This window comes from Ignavibacteriota bacterium, from assembly GCA_016707525.1.
Lineage (GTDB): Bacteria > Bacteroidota > Ignavibacteria > UBA10030 > UBA6906 > JAGDMK01.
Window position 1 is genome coordinate 287180 of sequence record JADJHP010000003.1, and the last position, 17592, is coordinate 304771.

The 17592-nt window shown below is 61.6% G+C and carries 8 protein-coding genes; 1 reads left to right on the top strand and 7 read right to left on the bottom strand.

From position 1 onward, the window contains the following. Nucleotides 1-4: 4 nt before the first annotated feature. From IPI01_07390 to IPI01_07400, 3 genes are read right to left on the bottom strand one after another with little or no spacing between them, the layout of a single operon-like run. On the bottom strand, nucleotides 5-2680 hold the full coding sequence (locus tag IPI01_07390) for a hypothetical protein (GenBank protein MBK7257614.1): 2676 nt from the start codon (nucleotides 2678-2680) through the stop codon (nucleotides 5-7). Between the two features lie 7 nt (nucleotides 2681-2687). After that, on the bottom strand, nucleotides 2688-5762 hold the full coding sequence (locus IPI01_07395) for a hypothetical protein (GenBank protein ID MBK7257615.1): 3075 nt from the start codon (nucleotides 5760-5762) through the stop codon (nucleotides 2688-2690). After that, nucleotides 5759-7219 carry an alpha-glycosidase gene (locus IPI01_07400; GenBank protein ID MBK7257616.1) on the bottom strand — a complete coding sequence of 487 codons (1461 nt, stop codon included), beginning with the start codon at nucleotides 7217-7219 and terminating at the stop codon, nucleotides 5759-5761. Before IPI01_07400 ends, IPI01_07395 begins: the two co-directional genes overlap by 4 nt. Before the next feature lie 73 nt (nucleotides 7220-7292). On the opposite strand from IPI01_07400, the gene IPI01_07405 reads away from it, so the two are divergent. Next, nucleotides 7293-9278: a tetratricopeptide repeat protein gene (locus tag IPI01_07405; protein ID MBK7257617.1), complete on the top strand. Its 1986-nt coding sequence runs from the start codon at nucleotides 7293-7295 to the stop codon at nucleotides 9276-9278. Nucleotides 9279-9289: 11 nt separating this feature from the next. Here IPI01_07405 and IPI01_07410 read toward each other — a convergent pair whose 3' ends face one another. The 4 genes from IPI01_07410 to IPI01_07425 all read right to left on the bottom strand — a co-directional run bounded on the left by IPI01_07410 (nucleotide 9290) and on the right by IPI01_07425 (nucleotide 17591). Next, complete coding sequence (locus IPI01_07410; protein MBK7257618.1) at nucleotides 9290-11263, bottom strand: tetratricopeptide repeat protein; 1974 nt, start codon at nucleotides 11261-11263, stop codon at nucleotides 9290-9292. Beyond that, entirely contained in the window at nucleotides 11260-13062 is a 1803-nt protein-coding gene (locus tag IPI01_07415) for a peptidyl-prolyl cis-trans isomerase (protein ID MBK7257619.1), read from the bottom strand. The genes IPI01_07410 and IPI01_07415 overlap by 4 nt, the downstream gene beginning before the upstream one ends. A gap of 99 nt (nucleotides 13063-13161) precedes the next feature. Further along, nucleotides 13162-16374, bottom strand: coding sequence for a T9SS type A sorting domain-containing protein (locus tag IPI01_07420; GenBank protein ID MBK7257620.1), 3213 nt, complete (start codon nucleotides 16372-16374; stop codon nucleotides 13162-13164). Nucleotides 16375-16556: 182 nt separating this feature from the next. Next, nucleotides 16557-17591 (bottom strand): PorV/PorQ family protein, encoded by a 1035-nt coding sequence (locus IPI01_07425; GenBank protein MBK7257621.1) that lies wholly within the window; start codon nucleotides 17589-17591, stop codon nucleotides 16557-16559. Nucleotide 17592: the final 1 nt, after the last annotated feature.

Sequence of the window (17592 nt, forward strand, 5' to 3'; positions counted from 1 at the left end):
CGGCTTACTGTCCAAATGTGTCACGTATGATACTGGGATTAGAACTCTCTTCGATGACCACAGTGCGGTTGCGCTGTGCGGATTCGTCGCCGGGCATCCACTGGCCCGAGGACCCGCTGTTCGTGTACTTGTAGGCGACACGCGTGCCCGCAGGAAGCGTGATGCGGATCGTCCAGATCCCGTCTCCCGCATGTTCGTCACCTTCGTGACCGTCGTCCCGCATTGCAATGACGTTCGGCTGCCATGCGCCGAGAGCCGGGAGTTCACCGACGATGTAGATCGCCGACGTGACCCGCTCATGCGAAGCATCGCACATGAACAGCACCTCGCGCTCCGGCACATCGCCTTTTGCCATGGCACCTTTGCCCGTGGTCGCTCCTGTCGGTCCGCCTCCGGCCGTTCCACCAGCCGTGAGGATGGGGGCAAACGTACGCTCCGGGAACGTGCCGCCGGCACGAGAACCGAACCGATAGATGTTCCTCAGGTGTGCCAGGAATCCCTGATCGAACGGCGTATCACCGGCCGGAGCGGTTTGATCGCCGCCATACCACCAGAACCAATCGGACCCTTCTGCCGCATACATCTCTTCCCATGCCATCCAGGCGTACCATGCCTTCGTGTTCACCCGCGGAGCAGGAGTGCGCGGATCGGGCCGGGGCACGCCGGCATTCGCAAGATCCTTGCGTGCGATCCCGAGATACTCCCACGCCGCATTCTCTTCCGGTTCGCCCACCCAGGTATCGTAGTTGCCGTTGATCCACGATCCCGGCCAGAGCCATTCCATCGAGGGAAGCTTGTGCACAGGGTGCGGTTGCACTCCCCGGGTGATATTGCCGTTGAGATACTCACTCATCGTCACCGGTACAACCTGCTTGCTCTTCGCGAGCACACTCAGTTTCCGATACAGCGCATGGAGGAAGGCCTTCCCGTCCTGGTCCTTCGCATACCATTCCCAGGCGTTCTCTCCATCCAGGATCACCGTCACAAGCGCATCCGGAGAACCCTTCGGTGGCGCCATCTCGAGGAGGCTCCGCACGAAATCCTCGGCGGCCTCTTCGCCTTCCATCGACTGGTATTTGAACCCGATACGGTCCGAGAGTTCTGTATCGCGGAACACGAGCGCCATCCCCTGCCGGCCCGCAGGGAAGCGATACGGTGTGGTGTTCGGCTTGCCGGCCGGTCGCGAATTGCGCAACACTTTCACGTCGCTTGCGGTCCAGAGAATGCCGTGATCGCGGAGGATCTTCAGCACCGGCTGGGCAACGGAGCCCTCACCCGGCCACATCCCGGTAGGGTCAGCGCCGAAAATGGAACGATACATACGAACAGCCTTGACCACCTGTGCATCGGCATCTTCCGGATAGGAGTACCGCGTGGGAAGGGCATCGTTGGGCTGGCATGTGCGTGCAAGATCCGAATCGTAGATCAGCGGAAGTATCGGATGATAGAACGGCGTCGTGATGATATCGATCTGCCCCGTATGCTTCACGGGATCGTAGCGCAGGGCGCGGTGTGCCGGGATCACCGCGGCAAGCACTTTGTACGTCTCGACGACGATCCTGCGGCAATCATCATCCGTCACCGGCCCACGCAATCGGAACTGGCCTGCCGGGCGCTCTTCAATGTACGCGCTCAGATCGCAGACGCTCCCGCCGGGCAGAAGCACAGGACCCCGCAGAAAATCAGGGTCGAAATTCGCCAGATAGAACCAGAACGTGATCGCACGGAGATCATCCACGGTGAGTTGTGGCCCTCCTGCCTTCGCCGCATGAGCCCGGTCGCGCAGGTCCCGGTATTCCGGGAAGCGCTCCATCATCACCTCGCTCACGCCGAGCGCACTCCACGGATCCTGATAGACGATCTTCTGCTGCTCTGCCGTGTAGGCCGCCGCCGGGGTCAACGCGAGGTCGATCCAGGGATCGGTCTTCCCTTTCCAACGCTTCCAGAAACCGGCGACATCGATGGTGCCCTTCCGGACGTCCACGGAGGGGCCGATGCGGTTCAGATAATATTCACGGAGCTGATGCAGCAGCGACGTGGTGAGATTGAAGGTGCAATGCACGTCCGGATAGCCGCGCAGCATGGCGGCCATATCATAATAGTCTTTCGTCCCGTGGGTGCGGACCCATGGGCCGGCAAGCTGATCGGTCGCGGGATCGGCATAGAGGGGCTGATGCTGGTGCCAGATGATGTTCACGAAGAGCGTCTGCCGGTCAGCCCGGACGGGATACACATCCCCGCGGTTGCCATTCGAACCCGGCGCCGCACCGATGAGCAGGACCTTGCCGTCCTCCGCAACATAGAACGCGGAATTCTGTGCCGTACGGTTGTAGTTGTCGATCGTGACGGGATTGGTGGGGTCCAGGAGGTAGCGCTCGTCGTCGACGAGAAATTTATAGTTCTGCATCCCTGGCCGGAGTCTCACCACGGCGACCCACGCGCCGCCCTCCCGGGCCATTCTCAACTCATCCTTGCTCCACCCGTTGAAATCCCCCACGACGGAGACGGAGCGTTCATTCCCCGCCGGAAGGTGAAAGCGCACCCCACCCTCCACGGCGCTCGGCTGGGCGCACGCAACGGACGCCCAGAGGATGAGACACGACGCGGCCAGAAGCCCGGGCAGAAGGCGGCCTGCGCTCTTCGGATGACAACGCGCGGATCTTGAATGGCGAATGGTCATGAACGCCTCACTTGATGAACAGCATGCTGCGTGTTGCCGACTGTACCGATCGCGCGCCCCGCGCGATCACGCGAACGTAATAGACCCCCGATGCCGGCACACCGGTCCCTGCCGTTGCGTCCCAGATCACCCGGTGTGCGCCGGCCTCTTTCATCCCATCAACGAGACGTGCACACTCTCTGCCGAGGACATCATACACCACGACGGACACTTCTGCCGCCACGGGGAGATCGTACGACACGACGGTGGAAGGATTGAACGGATTGGGGAAATTCGGATACACCGCGAACTCCCCGGGGACGGCGTCACGGATCCTGACCTCCGTCACCGGGTGAAGGACCTTCAGCGTATCCGGAGTCATCGAAACGGTGAAGACTTTGCTGCCGAACGGCGGCAGGATCACCGGCACAGCGTTGAGGCCCGAAGGGGTCGTGAGGATGGTCGTGTCGGCCATCAGATCATTCAGATAGATCGTGGAGCCGGGCTTCAGATCGTCCGGGAAGCGCACCGCGACCCCGTTGGTCACGCCCAGAACGGTACTCTGCTCCGTCGGCGCCATGTTCACGACCGTCAGTCCGTTCTGCCCGCTGTACGGACGGCTGAACGCATACACCATGTCGTTCGACGATGCCACGCGAACGAAGACGGATGCATCGGCGGCATTCACCGCGCCGTTCCCGTCGGTATCGAGTTTCGGTGCCGTGAATGCAGGAAATTGACCCCGAAGGGTCGCGAGACGTTGATAGTGCGGCGAAAGCACACCCCTGCCCTGGTACTGCCAGTCGATGATGCTCCGCGCCCGTGCTTCCTTGGCCCCACCGATCCCGTATCCCCATCCCACTTCCTGGCCGTTCCAGAGCATCGGCAAGCCGGGTGCAGTGAAGAGCACGGTGGCCATCGGCATGGTCCGACGGAAGGTCGTGGGTGCATCCAGGGCGAATGCCCCGGAGTAGAAATACACGATGCGGTCCTCGTCCTGCGATTCCATGAACCGCATATACAGCGCGTGCTCACCGGGAAAGAATCCGCTGTTATCGATCGCTGCGTGCAGGGCGTTGATGGAATTCGCCGTCCATCCGAACGCGCGGATCTGATCGAAGTACAACTTGAAATCGTACGCGGCATCGACGCCACCATGAACGTCGCCGATCACATTGTCTGCGTAGATCACCTCGGTGCCCGATCCTGTGCCATCATCCTCCGCGAGCAGGAGGATATCAGGCTTGATACGTTTGAGCGCAGTACGGACCGGGTTCCCCATCGCGGCTTCGCCATACCGGCGGTGCGGGCCCCAGTAGACGTCGAACCGGTACCCATCGACATCGAATTCCTTCACCCAGTACGACAACATGCGGATCATCTCGCTGCGCAGATCGGGATCGCTCCAGTTCAGGTTCAGCAATTGCTCGCTGAATCCGGAATAGTACGTGAAGCCATCGGCATCGTACGACTGGCCGAGCCCATTCGTGTTGTGGGAGATGATCGTGTGCTCATACCACGGCCAGGAGGGTGCATCTTCGCCGAAGGCCCGCGCATCCACTGCCCACGGATGCGACCGGCTGCTGTGATTCGGGGTGATATCCAGGATCACCTTAAGGCCGAGGGCATGGGCCTGCGCCATAAAGGCACGGAAGTCCTCGTTCGTGCCGTACTCGGGGGCGACCGCATAGAAATCCGTGATATTGTATCCCGGCCCGGTCCAGTTGTTGATCGGGAATGCGTTCTTCATCACCGGCATCAGCCAGATCACCGAGAATCCGAGGTCCCTGACCCGCTCGAGGTGTGCGGCCGCGGCCGCGAGCGTCCCTTGTTGCGAGAGGGCTTTGGGAAACATGAAATAGATGCGGCCCTTCGCGGCCCAGGCAGGGTTCGATGCGATCGTCGGCGTCACTACCGTCAGTTCGGGCGTGACCGTGAACAAGGACCGGATCGTATCACGGAGCCCCTCCTGGTCCGCCACGATCAATCCGAAATAGTACTCACCGGGGGCCGCGGGCACGGGAATGCTCACACTGCTCCCGGTCTGTCCGCCGAGGCCCAGTGGTGTTGCGGGATCATCCCGCCAGACATATGCTGCGATCGGCAGGCCCTCCGGGTCGGTACTCGTCCCGGCATTCAGGGTGATGGTGCCACCGGCAGCGACGATGCTTAACCGGGCGATCGGAGAGCGCGACACGGGCCTGGTGATGACGATGGGGTCCGAAACGATTCGTGTTCCGGCGGAATCTGCGATGGCCGTGAAGTGATTGTCCCCGCCCTCCAGTGTATCACTGATCACCCAGCGTCCACCAGCAGCAACTCCTGTAGTGGTATCAACGCCATTGCGTACGATGCGTACGACGACGGCGTTCGTATCCTGCACAAGTCCACGCACTGCCAGAACGGGCTTCACCGTGGAAAACCCGCCACGCGTCGTGATCTGTAAGAAGCCCGCGCTGGTCGTGAAATGCACGGTATCAGCGGACGTCCCTGCACGAAGGATCGCGGTGTGCTCGCCGTTGCGCAACGGCAAGGGAGGAGTGAAAGTGAAACGTTGCGTCCCCTGATCGTACGCCGAACCGATCCCCGTAAAGGTCTCATCATCGATCGTGAGCGACACTGTGGACGTATCCACGGTTGCACCGACACGCGGGAAGAGGTATGCCGAGATCGCGGGTGTAGGGGTGGTCTGCACGGCCATCCGCTGGTTCGGGATGAACTGGTAGATGGTCGGATGCCGCACATACACGTACGAGTTGCCGTTGTCGTTCGCGTTCTGATGATGGTTCAGAGGATCGTTCGGCCACGGTGATGCACCCGTGTAATAGAATTTGTACTGCCACGCCCCGGGAATGCCGGAGGCGGGAGGCGACGGATTTCCCCCTTCGCGGAGACGCACGGTCTTCGTCCATATGTTGTCGCCGATGGCCGCCATCGGCGCCGCCGTGTTGTTCCATCCGTTGAACTCGCCCGGAACCGACACCCCGGCCTTACCGGCAACCACATACCGGAATGTGACATCAACGCTGTCCTGCGCCCTGGCGCCGGCGGCAACAAGCCCGGCGACGACCAACATCAGCCCAGCCTTCTTCATGATGGTCATTCCTTCACCTCCAGAAACACCCTGCCGGACCGGGCGGGGACGGTGATCTCCAGGCATCCCTCACTGGTCGGACATGGGACACCGGACAGTGGCCACACTTCGGAACAGCGCATGCCATGCTCTTTGTACGAGGGGATCCGGACCGTGGAAGGTCCGTCGCCATCGTTCATCACCACCACCCCTCTCACCCCGAGCCCCGTTCGTGCGTAGGCATACACGCGACGGGCGTCGTCGACGACCAATGTTTGAAAGTCCCCCCTGCTCCAGACCGGATGGGACCGGCGGAGTGCGATCACACTCCGGAGATAGCGGAACGCCGTACTGTCCTGCTCCGTGCGATCCCAGACCATCGTCCCGCGGCACCCGGGATCCTTCCCGCCCTTCATCCCAAATTCATCGCCGTAATAGACCATCGGCGCGCCGGGATACGTGAACTGGAGGAGGGTCGCAAGACGGACCGCTGCCGAATCGCCGCCGGCTGCGGTAAGGATCCGTTCCGTATCATGGCTCCCGAGGAGGTTCAGCAGCGCATGATTCACACCGGGACTGTAGTCGCCGCGCTGTGACGCCAGCGCTGAATCCATCGAGGCAAGCGTCGTAGTGCGGGACACCAGGCCATTCAGCACGGCGGTCCGGAACCGGTAGTTCATCGTCGCATCGAACTCGTTGCCATTCAGCCACGCCGCCGCATTATCCCACACCTCGGCGCAGAGATAGGCATCGGGATTGATCGATTTCACCACGGCGCGCCAGGCCACCCAGAAGTCGTGCGGGATCTCATTCGCAACGTCGAGCCGCCACCCATCGATGCCGAAGCTCATCCATTTGCGTGTGACGCCATAGATGTATGACCGCACGGAAGGGTCGGAGGTCATCAGCTTCGGCAGGGTGCCGTAGCCCCACCAGCATTCATAGTTCGGCGTTTCGGGGGGAGCGATCGGGAAACTGACCACGTTGTACCACGAGCGGTACACGGACCGTTCTCCCCGCTTGCGGAGGTCTGCAAACGCGAAGAAATCCACCGAGGTGTGATTGAAGACCCCGTCGAGGATCACGCGGATCCCCCGCACATGACACTCATCCACGAGCACACGGAACGTCGCATCGTCTCCGAACGACGGGTCGATCCTCATGTAATCCGTCGTGTTGTACTTGTGATTGCTCGGGGAGGCGAAGAGGGGGTTCAGGTAGATCGCCGTGATGCCCAGGCCCTGAAGATGGTTCAGGTGTTCGGTGATGCCTGCCAGATCCCCCCCGAAGAAGTTGTCGTTGCGCGGCTGGCCTCCCCATGGTTGCACACCGCGGGGGTCGTTGGACGGGTCGCCGTTGGCGAAGCGTTCCGGAAAGATCTGATAGAAGACCGCATCGCCGACCCACGCGGGCACGTGCGGCTGGGCGATCCCCGGTACCGGAAGGAGGACGCACACCAGACCGATCGCGGCCATGTGGCACAGCACGAGACCCCTCCCCCACCCTGTCCTGCCTTTTCTTTCCACAGCGAACCTTGTATATTGAATGAATCCAGACATCATGAGCGTGCGTACATCTATGACGAATCAACGGCGGCGGTTGTACTTCGGGATCATGGTCGCGTTCCCAGTCCTCCTCTTCGGCTTCATCGAGGGCGGCCTGCGCATCATGGGATACGGCCCGGATCTCTCGCTCTTCACGACGGAGAACCTCAACGGCCGGGAGTACCACATCATGAACCCCGGCGTGAAGCACCGCTACTTCACACGGGTCTCTTTCCTGCCGTCCACTTCGCCGGACTACTTTCTCGTCCCGAAACCCCCCGGCACCTACCGCATCTTCTGTCTCGGGGGATCGACGACCGTCGGCTTTCCCTATTGGTACAATGCCGCGTTCTCATCGTTCCTCCGGGACCGTCTCCGTGCCCTCTTTCCCGAGAAGAGCATCGAGGTCATCAACCTCGGGATGACGGCAACGAACAGTTTCACGGCCCGGGACATGGCGCATGAGGTGCTCGACTATGAACCCGATCTGATCGTCGTGTACGATGGCCACAATGAATTCTACGGGGCGCTCGGTGTCGCTTCCCGCGAATCCATGGGAGGCTCCCGCTGGCTCGCGAACCTCTCCCTGCGCCTCATCCACCTGCGGACCTTCCTGGCAATGCGCGACGGCTATGCCATGCTCGGGAAACTGTTCGCCGGCGATGACCCTGCATCACGCGGGACCATGATGGAAAAACTGGCCCGCGGACGATACATCCCGTACGGCAGCGACCTCTATCGTGACGGCCTCGATGCATTCCGCGCAAACATGGCGGACATCCGCGACCTCTGCACATCCCGGGGCGTGCCGGTCATCTTCGGCACGCAGGTCTCGAACCTTCGCGGCCTGCCGCCGTTCATCTCTACGGACGCGTCCGCCCTGGCTCCGCAAGAACAGTTGACATTCCATGCATCGTTCAATGCCGGCCAGTCGGCGATGATGAACGGAGCCTTCACGTCAGCATTGAACTCGTTCCGTGAGGCGCTCCAACTTCTCCCGTATCATGCCGAAGCACACTACCGTGAGGCGCGGTGCCTCGATACGCTCGGGCGCCACACCGAAGCACAGGCGGCCTACCGTCTCGCCCGCGATCACGACGAGCTGCGCTTCCGTACGAGTTCCGATTTCAATGAAGCGATCCTTGCCATGGACGACGGAAGCCTGGCCACCGCGGTCGACATGGAACGGATCTTCGCCGCACATTCCCGTGACAGCCTCATCGGATACGGGCTCATCCTCGAACACCTGCATCCCTCCTCCTACGGCCAGTTCCTCCTGGCGCGGGGCTATGCGGAGGCCATGCGCTCCCGCGGGTACCTCGCCCATACAGACGAATGGGCACGCCGCGACACGATCACGGATACTGCGATCTGGCGCGATCGCCGCGTCACCCCGCTCGATGACCGACTCGCGGAACGACGGACCGAGGTCCTCGTCACTGCCTGGCCGTTCCAGGAAGAGGAAGGCCTCGTCAGTGCGATCGCAAAGACCGACACCCTCGGGCTCATCGCGGACCGTGCGACACGCGGCGAGATCCACTGGCTGCAGGCCCATGAAGGAGCGGTCGAATACTATGGCTCCCGCGGCGATGCCGACGGGCTTGAGCGTGAATACCGGACGATCATCGACCAGTTCCCGGTCGTGAACGTCCTGCCCTACCTTCAACTTGCCAGGGTCTACCTGGAGACCGGCAGGATCCCCGAAATGGAGTCCCTGCTGCGGAGGTCGCTCACCATCAAACCCACATTGCTTGCGTACCGTGCCCTGGGCGATATCGCGCTCCGGACCAAACGGCCAGAAGAAGCGGAGAAGATGTACAGCGCCATGTTCACGTTCGTCCTGCCCCCTCCCGAGCAGGTGGAGAACGGATACCTTCTCGCGCTTGCGCACCGCCAGGCCGGACATACCGATCTCGCGCTGAAGCGCCTCGCCGAAGTGCTGCGGCTCAAGCCGGACCATGCACCCGCCATCGCACTGATGGCGGAGATCAACGGAAAGTGAAAGAACAGTACTCAGCGTCCCATCTGCTGGACCGCGGCACGCAGCCTGAGTGCATCAGGGTAGCCTGGCACGAGTTGCAGTGCTTCCTCCACGGCCCGGGCCGCGGCAGCCCGATCGTTCCTGTTGAACGCGGCCGCACCCAGGCCGTACAGGGCATTCGCTTTCATCCGCAGGTCCTCTGCGGATGATCCCGCCCTTCGGACCACGTCCTGCAAATGACCCACCCCCTCGTCGGATCGCCCGGCATTGACCTGGAGGAGGCCGAGATCCAACCGGGCGCGAAGATAGTCCGGATTGGACCTCAACGACACCTTCAGATACCCGACCGCTTCGTCGCCCCTCCCCATCGTATTCAGCAGGCTCCCTGCCAGGTAGTTCGTATAGAAACTGTATGGGTATTCCTCGAGCATGGCCCGGTATGTCGTGAGGGCCTCCTGATACCGTCCTGTCCGCCAGAAGATCGTCGCCGACCGGTAACACGCATCGTTCCACGCCAGCTTCCGCGCATGCGTGTCACGGACAAGATCGCGCATCGCGGGATCCGCGGCAGCAAGGACGAGCGGCGCCCTCTCGTAGCGCTCGAACGGCCACCGGCCGGTGAGGTGCTGGATCGAGACGTCACCGTACGCAAGATCAAGCCAGCAGATGTGCAGCGCGTCCATTGCGAACGGCACAGGCGACATCGTGGCGGGGGCATCGTTCACCAGCCCGCTCTGCGTGAGTGCGTCGAGGAAGCCCGAGGCGATGCAATAGTATCCGGCGGGGGTCGGATGCAGATGCTCCCAGAACAACGAGTCGCCGGCGATCCCATCCGACGATGCCTGTTGCAGCAGGGTATCCGCGGAGATGCACGGCACGCCGCGGCGCGCTGCGACGTCGTGGATGATCGTATTGACCGCTCCTGGCGCCCGGAACTTGAGCAGGTCATTGTCGCGCGCCATCCGCAGCAGCGGTGCTGCTTCGGCCGGCCGCCCGAGTGCGCGCAGCGCAACGCCCTTCCAGTACAGCGGAACCGGGTGATCGGTCGCTTCCGCTCCGAGAGCATCCACAGCGTTGACCATCTCCGCATACCTTCGCGCCGCCGCATCGGCCCGCATCTGTGCATCGAATGCCGCGGCATTCCTGCTGGCGACCATAGTGTCGCCGACGAACGGCGGGAACATGGTGTTCGATGCGATATCGCTCACGATCACGGGGACGCCGGCTTCCGCGAACGTCGTGAAGATCGCGTCGAGATTGTCTCCGAAATGCTCCAGCACCCTGTCGCTTTCCGCCGAACGGAGGGAAACACGCTGTCCACCCGAGACCTGCTGCATGAGGTTGACAGCTGCCCCCTGCCCGGCCCTGCCGGATGCGAACCATGACTCCAGCATCTGCACCAGGCGGAGCTGTCGGGCGCGGTACTTCAGCGGCGTCAGGAACGGCAGGAGCTTTTCAGGATACGATGCGCCGATCCCATCAGGGCCATAGTATTCATTATGCCCCATGTAGATCAGCACGAGATCCGGCCGGAACGCAAGCAACGCCGGCGCAAGATCCCGCACAACGTTACTGTTGATCGCCGACGCGCCGAAATTGATGATCTCCCACTCCTTCGCGGGATACCGGTGCCGCACTTGCCTCCGCAGGATCCCCGGGATGTTCGCGTTCATGTCGTACGGCGTACCGAACATCGATGAACTGCCGAGACAGATCACCCGGAAGGTCTCCGGCAGTTTCTCCTTGCGGAACAGGATGGTCTTGAATTCAGGCACCAGGGGGCTGCCCGCGGCGAAATAGCGGCGCAAAGAGGCCCGGTTGGTCTGATACCAGGTGGTCCCGTCGAATTGCACCTCGGTCACAAGGCCATCATCCGCCGGCGGACCGGTCGCCCGAAGGAGATATTCCGCCGCCACGATGAGCAGCAGGATCACGAGCGTGGGCACCAGACTGAACACCAGGCGCTTCCACCGTGACATCGTCCGGACCGGGTCCTTCGTGCTCACGGGAGGATCACCTCTTTCGGTGGTTCCTCATTCAGCCAGTCGATCTGCGGCTGCACAAAGGGTACATCGAACATGCGCCCGCCGAATCCGAGAAGCCGGTACGCGAGCATCGGTATGGGCGTGACGCTCACCATCTTCAACCTGTCCTGGTACACCTCGAATCCATAGCTGGCCGCGCTCCGGGCGAGGAACCGGGTGATGCTGCGGCGTGTCTTCATGCGGTGCACCTCATCGCGTGCCGCCGTAAGGCGTGCCGCACCCGTGGTGTCCGCCGCATCCCTGCCGTTCCTTCGTTCAAGCAGTTGCATGTAGACATATCCGGAGGAATCGCGGAACGGGCCGTAGTACTGTCCGGGTTCAAGGCGTGACGCGAGGAACCCCAGCGGCGGACGGTCCGTGACGGGGAAGAATCCCGTATCCCCCTGCCGGTCGTCCGCACCGGATGCCGCGATGGCCTCTTCGAAACTCCGCCCCTGCTCCATCATCCTGAATGCGCCCTGCATCTCCTCGATGCTGTTCGTCCGGAGGACGCGCACCCGGACTTCCGGGACCTTCACCGTGGCATCGGTACTCTTGAGGTAGGCATAGACCTCCGCCTCGGTGATCTCGACCCTGTCGCTGATCTTCCGTTCGACCATCCCGGCGAGATAATGATCCTTCCACGGGGCAAGCCGGCGGACGACCTCGGGATGACGATCGAGCCCACGTGCCAGCCCTTCCTGTGCGAGGAGTTCCTGATGGGCCCATTCACGGAAGACGGTATACAACCGCGCAGCGGTCCCGCGAACGGAATCGCCATTCATCGTAAAGCCACGTTGCACCAACCGGTCGAGTGCCTCAGCAACCGTCCATATCCTGTCGCCCGCGAGGATCAGCGTGTCCGCGGTCCGGCCCGCAAGCCGCGTCAGAGCGATGTCGCGCATCGCCGGAGAGAACGCCATCGAGGGCGGCGTATAGAGTTCGCGGAAGATGCGGGCGATCGTATCCGCAACGATCCGGAAGGTTGCTGGCGGCGAGGAGGCGTGACGGGATGCGAGCAGCCCGGCCACGAACTCTGCTTCCCGGACACGTTCTTTCCTGACGCGGAGCGTTGATGCGACGCGTTCCCGCAGCGTCGCCGCCGGCAATGCGAGGACGGCCGGGTCAGGTACCACAGAGATCAAGCGGAGAATGTAGCATCCGTCCCCGGCACGCACGACCGGGGAGAGGCTGGTGCGATCGAGCGCATAGGCGGCCTGCTCGATCGCTTCATCGGCATCGCCCCAATGGACGGTCGCCGTATCTTTCATGGCGCGCATCGTCGGATCCAGCGTGAGCCGGTCGAGATCCACGGAAGTGCGGAGCTGTCCCCGGATGAAGCGGGCATCGTCTTCACGTTCAAAGAAGAGAAAACGCACGAGCCGGCGCTCACGGGAACGTAGGACTCCCTGCCGTATCTCTGCCGGAGCGATCTGCACGCGCGCGCGGACCTCCTGCCTGTACAGTTCGTCACGGACCAGGAGGTGGGTAAGATCGGCGAGCGCGGAACGGTACAACGCCGTGGTATCAAGGGAGCGTGCCGAGGCCTCCTGGGCCAGGAGTTTCTCGGCCACCATCGAATACAGCATCTCGAGCTTTTCGGCTTCCAGTTGCGGTTTTCGATGACGGTAGAGTCCCGGCGTCAGTTCAAAGCGCTCGACGAACTCCCGTTCGGAGATGAATGCGTGTCCTGCCCGCGCGATGATCGCATTGTCTGCAGCACCGGACTGTGCGGCCGCGCTGCAGGTAGCAAGCAGGAGAAGGATGATGATCCGGATCATGGTAGGGCTGGTACTCGGTCCGCTGCGTTGTTCCTGGAAAAAAAAGAAGGCGGCTCCGGAGGAGCCGGAACCGCCTTCCCGGGCATCGATGTGACGCCCCTACTTCACCAGCACCATCTTCTTCACGCTGACGAAGTTCCCAGCGACCAACCGGTAGAAATACACGCCACTGGCGAAGTTCGATGCGCTGAACTTCACATTGTGGATACCGGACTTCTGGACCTCATTCACCAGCGTTGCCACTTCCTGACCGACCACGTTGTAGACCTTCAGCTCCACCTGCGACTGCAGCGGGATGGAGTACTCGATCTTCGTCGTGGGGTTGAAGGGGTTCGGATAGTTCTGTGCAAGCTCGTACACCAGCGGCTTGTCCGCATCGAACACGCTCGTCGGCAGCTTGGGCTTGCGGAGATCATAATCCCATGCATCGTAGAATGCCGGGTTGATGCTACCGAACTGGCTGTTCAGGGTATAGATGGTATCGGTGTCCACGATGTTCTCATTGTGGTTGTTACCGAACCCGCCCTTGCCGCCTTCGTTGTCACCACCACGGATACCGAACTTGAACGTCTGGCCGACACGGTCCTTCGTGCCGATCGCGATGCTGTCCGGTGATGCAAGGATCTGACGCGTGAAGATGGAGTCGCCGGCGACACGGTCGCCGTTGGTGCCGTTATCATACAGCTTCTTCAGCAGATTGCTGGCAAGCGGAAGGCCCCAATCGCCACCGTCGTTGCTCCAGCCACCAGCTGCCGGACCGTTGATCCAGACGCCCCACTTCATGATGGAGTCGACTTCGGAGGTATGGATCGTGTAGGTGCCCTGGATGTCGGACAGCGAATCGCCACCCAGCTTCACCTGGTAGTATGCCGGACGGAGGTCCACTTCCCACTTCACGTTCACCTTGCGGGCAAGCTTGCGTCCGTTCGAGAACACAGGCTGGCGGCGGGCAACGGTGATCGAGGTCGCCGTATCGAGCACGACCTGAGCCACGGTCTTCGATGCGAGCGAATCGATCATCACCTGGCGGCGTTCAGCTTCGGACGGCACCGGTCCCGTATAGAAGAAGTTGTAATAGGACTCGCGATACTCCTGACCATCGCGGACGGTGTAGTACTGATAATCCATGATCTTCTTTTTCGCGGTGATGATCGTATCGGACACCTGGAACACGGTACCGGAGAGGCGGACCATCATCTTGCTGCGGCCCGATTCGTTGGTCGTGTTGAAGTACCCGGTACGGACATACAGCGTATCGGTCGTGACGTTGAACCCGCCGTTGGCAGCTGCCTGGGCCAGGTTCGCACGGAACGTGATCTTGATCGTGTCGGGGTTCGCCCGCACGGTCGGGGTCTCGTTGTTGAAGTACACCCACGCAAGCGTCGTATCCCTGAAGCCCTGCGGAACCTTGAAGTTGCGGTCCACAGCTTCGTCGGCCTTCGTTCCGGTCACGGGACGATTCCAGTCGGAACCGATGAGATACTTGAAGCCGATCGTCGCACCTTCGGTGAGTCCGGCTTTCTTGATCTTGAGACCGGCCGACCAGAACGAGTTCGCGGGGCTGGTGTAGCCGTCGCCGTTCGACGGCGGGGCTTCACGCGTGAGGAATGAGGAACGTCCCCAATCCAGGTCGCTGCCTGCCGAACCGCCGCCACGCACTGCGATGGTATCCTTGTCGCCGTTGTAGCCATAGGTGCCGCCCGAGATGACGCCGTTCATGTTCACGCGGAAGTACACCGTGAAGTACGAGTCGGCTGCTGCTGTCCACGGACGGAAATACTGCGGACGCGTTCCCGCGCCGTTGTTCCAGAATTCGACGTTCACCGTCGTATCCTGGTCGGGGACGGCGAACGAGCGGTCACCGTTCGTGGCCGAGGGATAGTTCGCCGGCACAACGCCACCTTCCCAGCCGGTTCCTGTTGCGTACGCGACAACATACTTGTACCGGAGCGTATCGCCGACCTGCATGTAGACGGTCTTCTTCCAGTAGTCGCCACCGATCCTGGTCATGTTGTTCTGGGCATCGTTACCCCAGGTGATCGGAGAGAAACCGCCGGCGTGATTGACGCCGCCGCGCATCTGGAGCGTGGAGCCTGCCACCGGCAGGGTGTCAGGCACCGTTGACGTGTTCAGCATGAACGTGACGGCACGGACGTTCTTCGCTGAATACTTCAGGACGACCCCGTTGCCGATCACATAGCCTTCCGTAGCGGAACGCCATGCGCTGTTCGTCAGGATACCGGTCGTGCCAGGATGCAGGTTCGACCAGGTCACGCCCTTGTCGCCGGAGATCCAGACCTTGGAGACAAGACCGGTGACCGCCCAACCGACCGCAACGACGGTGTTCGTACCGCGGATAGGCTTCGCGGAGCGGACCTTGGCACTCGCGTGAGCGACCGCAGGTTCCACATTCAGCGTGTCACCCCAGGTCGTACCACCATTGGTCGTCTTGTGGAGCCAGTGGTCATTGCTTGAGGCGATCTGATTGTCCGCTCCGAACCCGAGGTCGGCGTCCATGAAGTTGAGGGACCGCAGACGATAGTTGTTGGTCGTGCCGCCGGTCAGATCGACCTGCCAGCTCGTCCACGTGTCGCCACCGTCCGTCGATTTCACGATACGGCCATTGCGGGTGGATCCGAAGTATGCAGCGACCCAGATCGTCTTGCCCACGACGTCGAGGGCCTGACGATACGTCGAATAGGATGCGTAGGCACCCGCTTCCTTCAATGAATCCGGAAGGTTCGTGGCACGGGTCCAGGTGCTTCCACCGTCGAAGCTGCGCGCGATCATGAAGCCCTGATCGTCCGCGTCACCGATGGCGATAAGGCTGTCCTGCCCGATCATCCTGACGCCGTTCATCCATCCTGTTCCCGGCACAGAGTAGGACCACACCGAGTCCCATTTCTGACCCGAGTTCGTGGTGCGATAGAGCTTGCCGTTGAAATCGCCGAACACCGCGGTGGTCTCGTTCACGACGGCCACTTCGGTGATGCCTTCGCCGTTCAGGACCTGTTTCTTGGTCCAGGTCGCACCGCCATTATCCGAGCGCCAGACGTAGTCCAGATTGCTCGTGGTGCTGAAGCCGGTCACCCAGATCGCGCCGGCGGGGCTCAGCGTGATACCCCGATAGTCATGACCTGACGGCTCGGGGGAGATCCGCAGCCAGCCTGCGTTGACAGATTCCAGACCGGTCGATGCGCCGGTTCTGGCAACTGCACGCTCTTCCGCGATCTTTGCTTTGCGCACATCCGAGGCGCCAAAAGCAAGGGCCGCGATAAGCAGCGGGAGCAGTAGCATTGCGAAGCGCTTCATATTGCACTCCTTATTGGTGTATGGGTTGTGAATGAGTACTACTGGTGACTGAGAACAAATGCAAAAAAAGGTACCAAATATAGGGATTCTGCCGGCCTCGGTCAAGCGTTCCGGCCCAACCGCACAACCTTTCATGACTGAGTAGCTGTGGGGCGCGATCTCCTTGTCTTGTGAATGAACAGTTAGAATGAAATTGCCAATGCGATCGTATTGATGTTGCCGAACAGTCCGAATTTCGTGTATGCATAGTCGACCTCGAGCGCACCGATCCCGTCGGCCGTGTACTTCACCCCCGCGCCGAGCGACAGCCCCTCTTCCAGGCCGTTGCCGAACACCGACTTGTACCCGCCCCGGAGGAAGACCATATCGTTGAATGCGAACTCGCCACCGACGTTCACCGATTCATCATTGTCGTTCGGCCGCAGTGCATCCGCGGCAACCGTCAGCCGGAACATGTCATCCTTGTACGCATCCATCGCAACACCGACACGGAACAACAACGGGATGGCCCAGGCATCGGTCTTCAGATTCCCGACAAGAGCTTTGTTCGATCCCGAATTCAGCGGATCGATGTCCACCCGCTCGAGCAGGTCGCGCCCGGCCAATGTCATCTCGCCCCCGAAATTCGACATCGACACACCGAGCCGCATATCGTTGAAGCCCGTGACGAACAGCAACCCGAGATCGAACGCGAAGGCACTTGCACTCTCGTTCCAGATGCGCTGCTCCACATACTTCACCGTCCCACCCATCGAGAACCGGTCCGTCAGACGGCGGCAGTAGGACAGCCCAATGGCCAGGTCCTGCGCCGACCACCGCTCACCGGTGCCGTTCGGCGACCCGACGGTCGTGACATCTTCCTCGCCATAGTCGAGCTGTGTCAGGCTTATCCCGACGGCATTTTCACTGCCGAGATTCAGCATCAGGCCGAACCAGCGGAACTTCGTGCCGACGAGCCAGTCGGTGTTCGAAAATGTGAGTTGGGACGTGCCGGCCTGCTGGAAGGCGCCGGGGTTCCAGTACAACGATGTGGCGTCGTCGTTGGACGCCACGAAGGCACTGCCCATGGCAATGGCCCGCGGACCCACCGAGATGCCCAGGAACTGCGCGGCGGTGGTCCCGACTTTGCTCTGTGCGGACACCGGCTCCTGTACACCCAGGACGACCAGCATTCCGGCGATCGCGCACACCACGGTCAGACTACGGAGTGTTTTCATG

Bases quoted from the DNA above. Each gene is read 5' to 3' on its own strand.
- IPI01_07390 (MBK7257614.1), bottom strand. From the start codon at position 2,680: ATGACCATTCGCCATTCAAGATCCGCGCGTTGTCATCCGAAGAGCGCA.
- IPI01_07395 (MBK7257615.1), bottom strand. From the start codon at position 5,762: ATGACCATCATGAAGAAGGCTGGGCTGATGTTGGTCGTCGCCGGGCTT.
- IPI01_07405 (MBK7257617.1), top strand. From the start codon at position 7,293: ATGAGCGTGCGTACATCTATGACGAATCAACGGCGGCGGTTGTACTTC.
- IPI01_07415 (MBK7257619.1), bottom strand. From the start codon at position 13,062: ATGATCCGGATCATCATCCTTCTCCTGCTTGCTACCTGCAGCGCGGCC.
- IPI01_07420 (MBK7257620.1), bottom strand. From the start codon at position 16,374: ATGAAGCGCTTCGCAATGCTACTGCTCCCGCTGCTTATCGCGGCCCTT.
- IPI01_07425 (MBK7257621.1), bottom strand. From the start codon at position 17,591: ATGAAAACACTCCGTAGTCTGACCGTGGTGTGCGCGATCGCCGGAATG.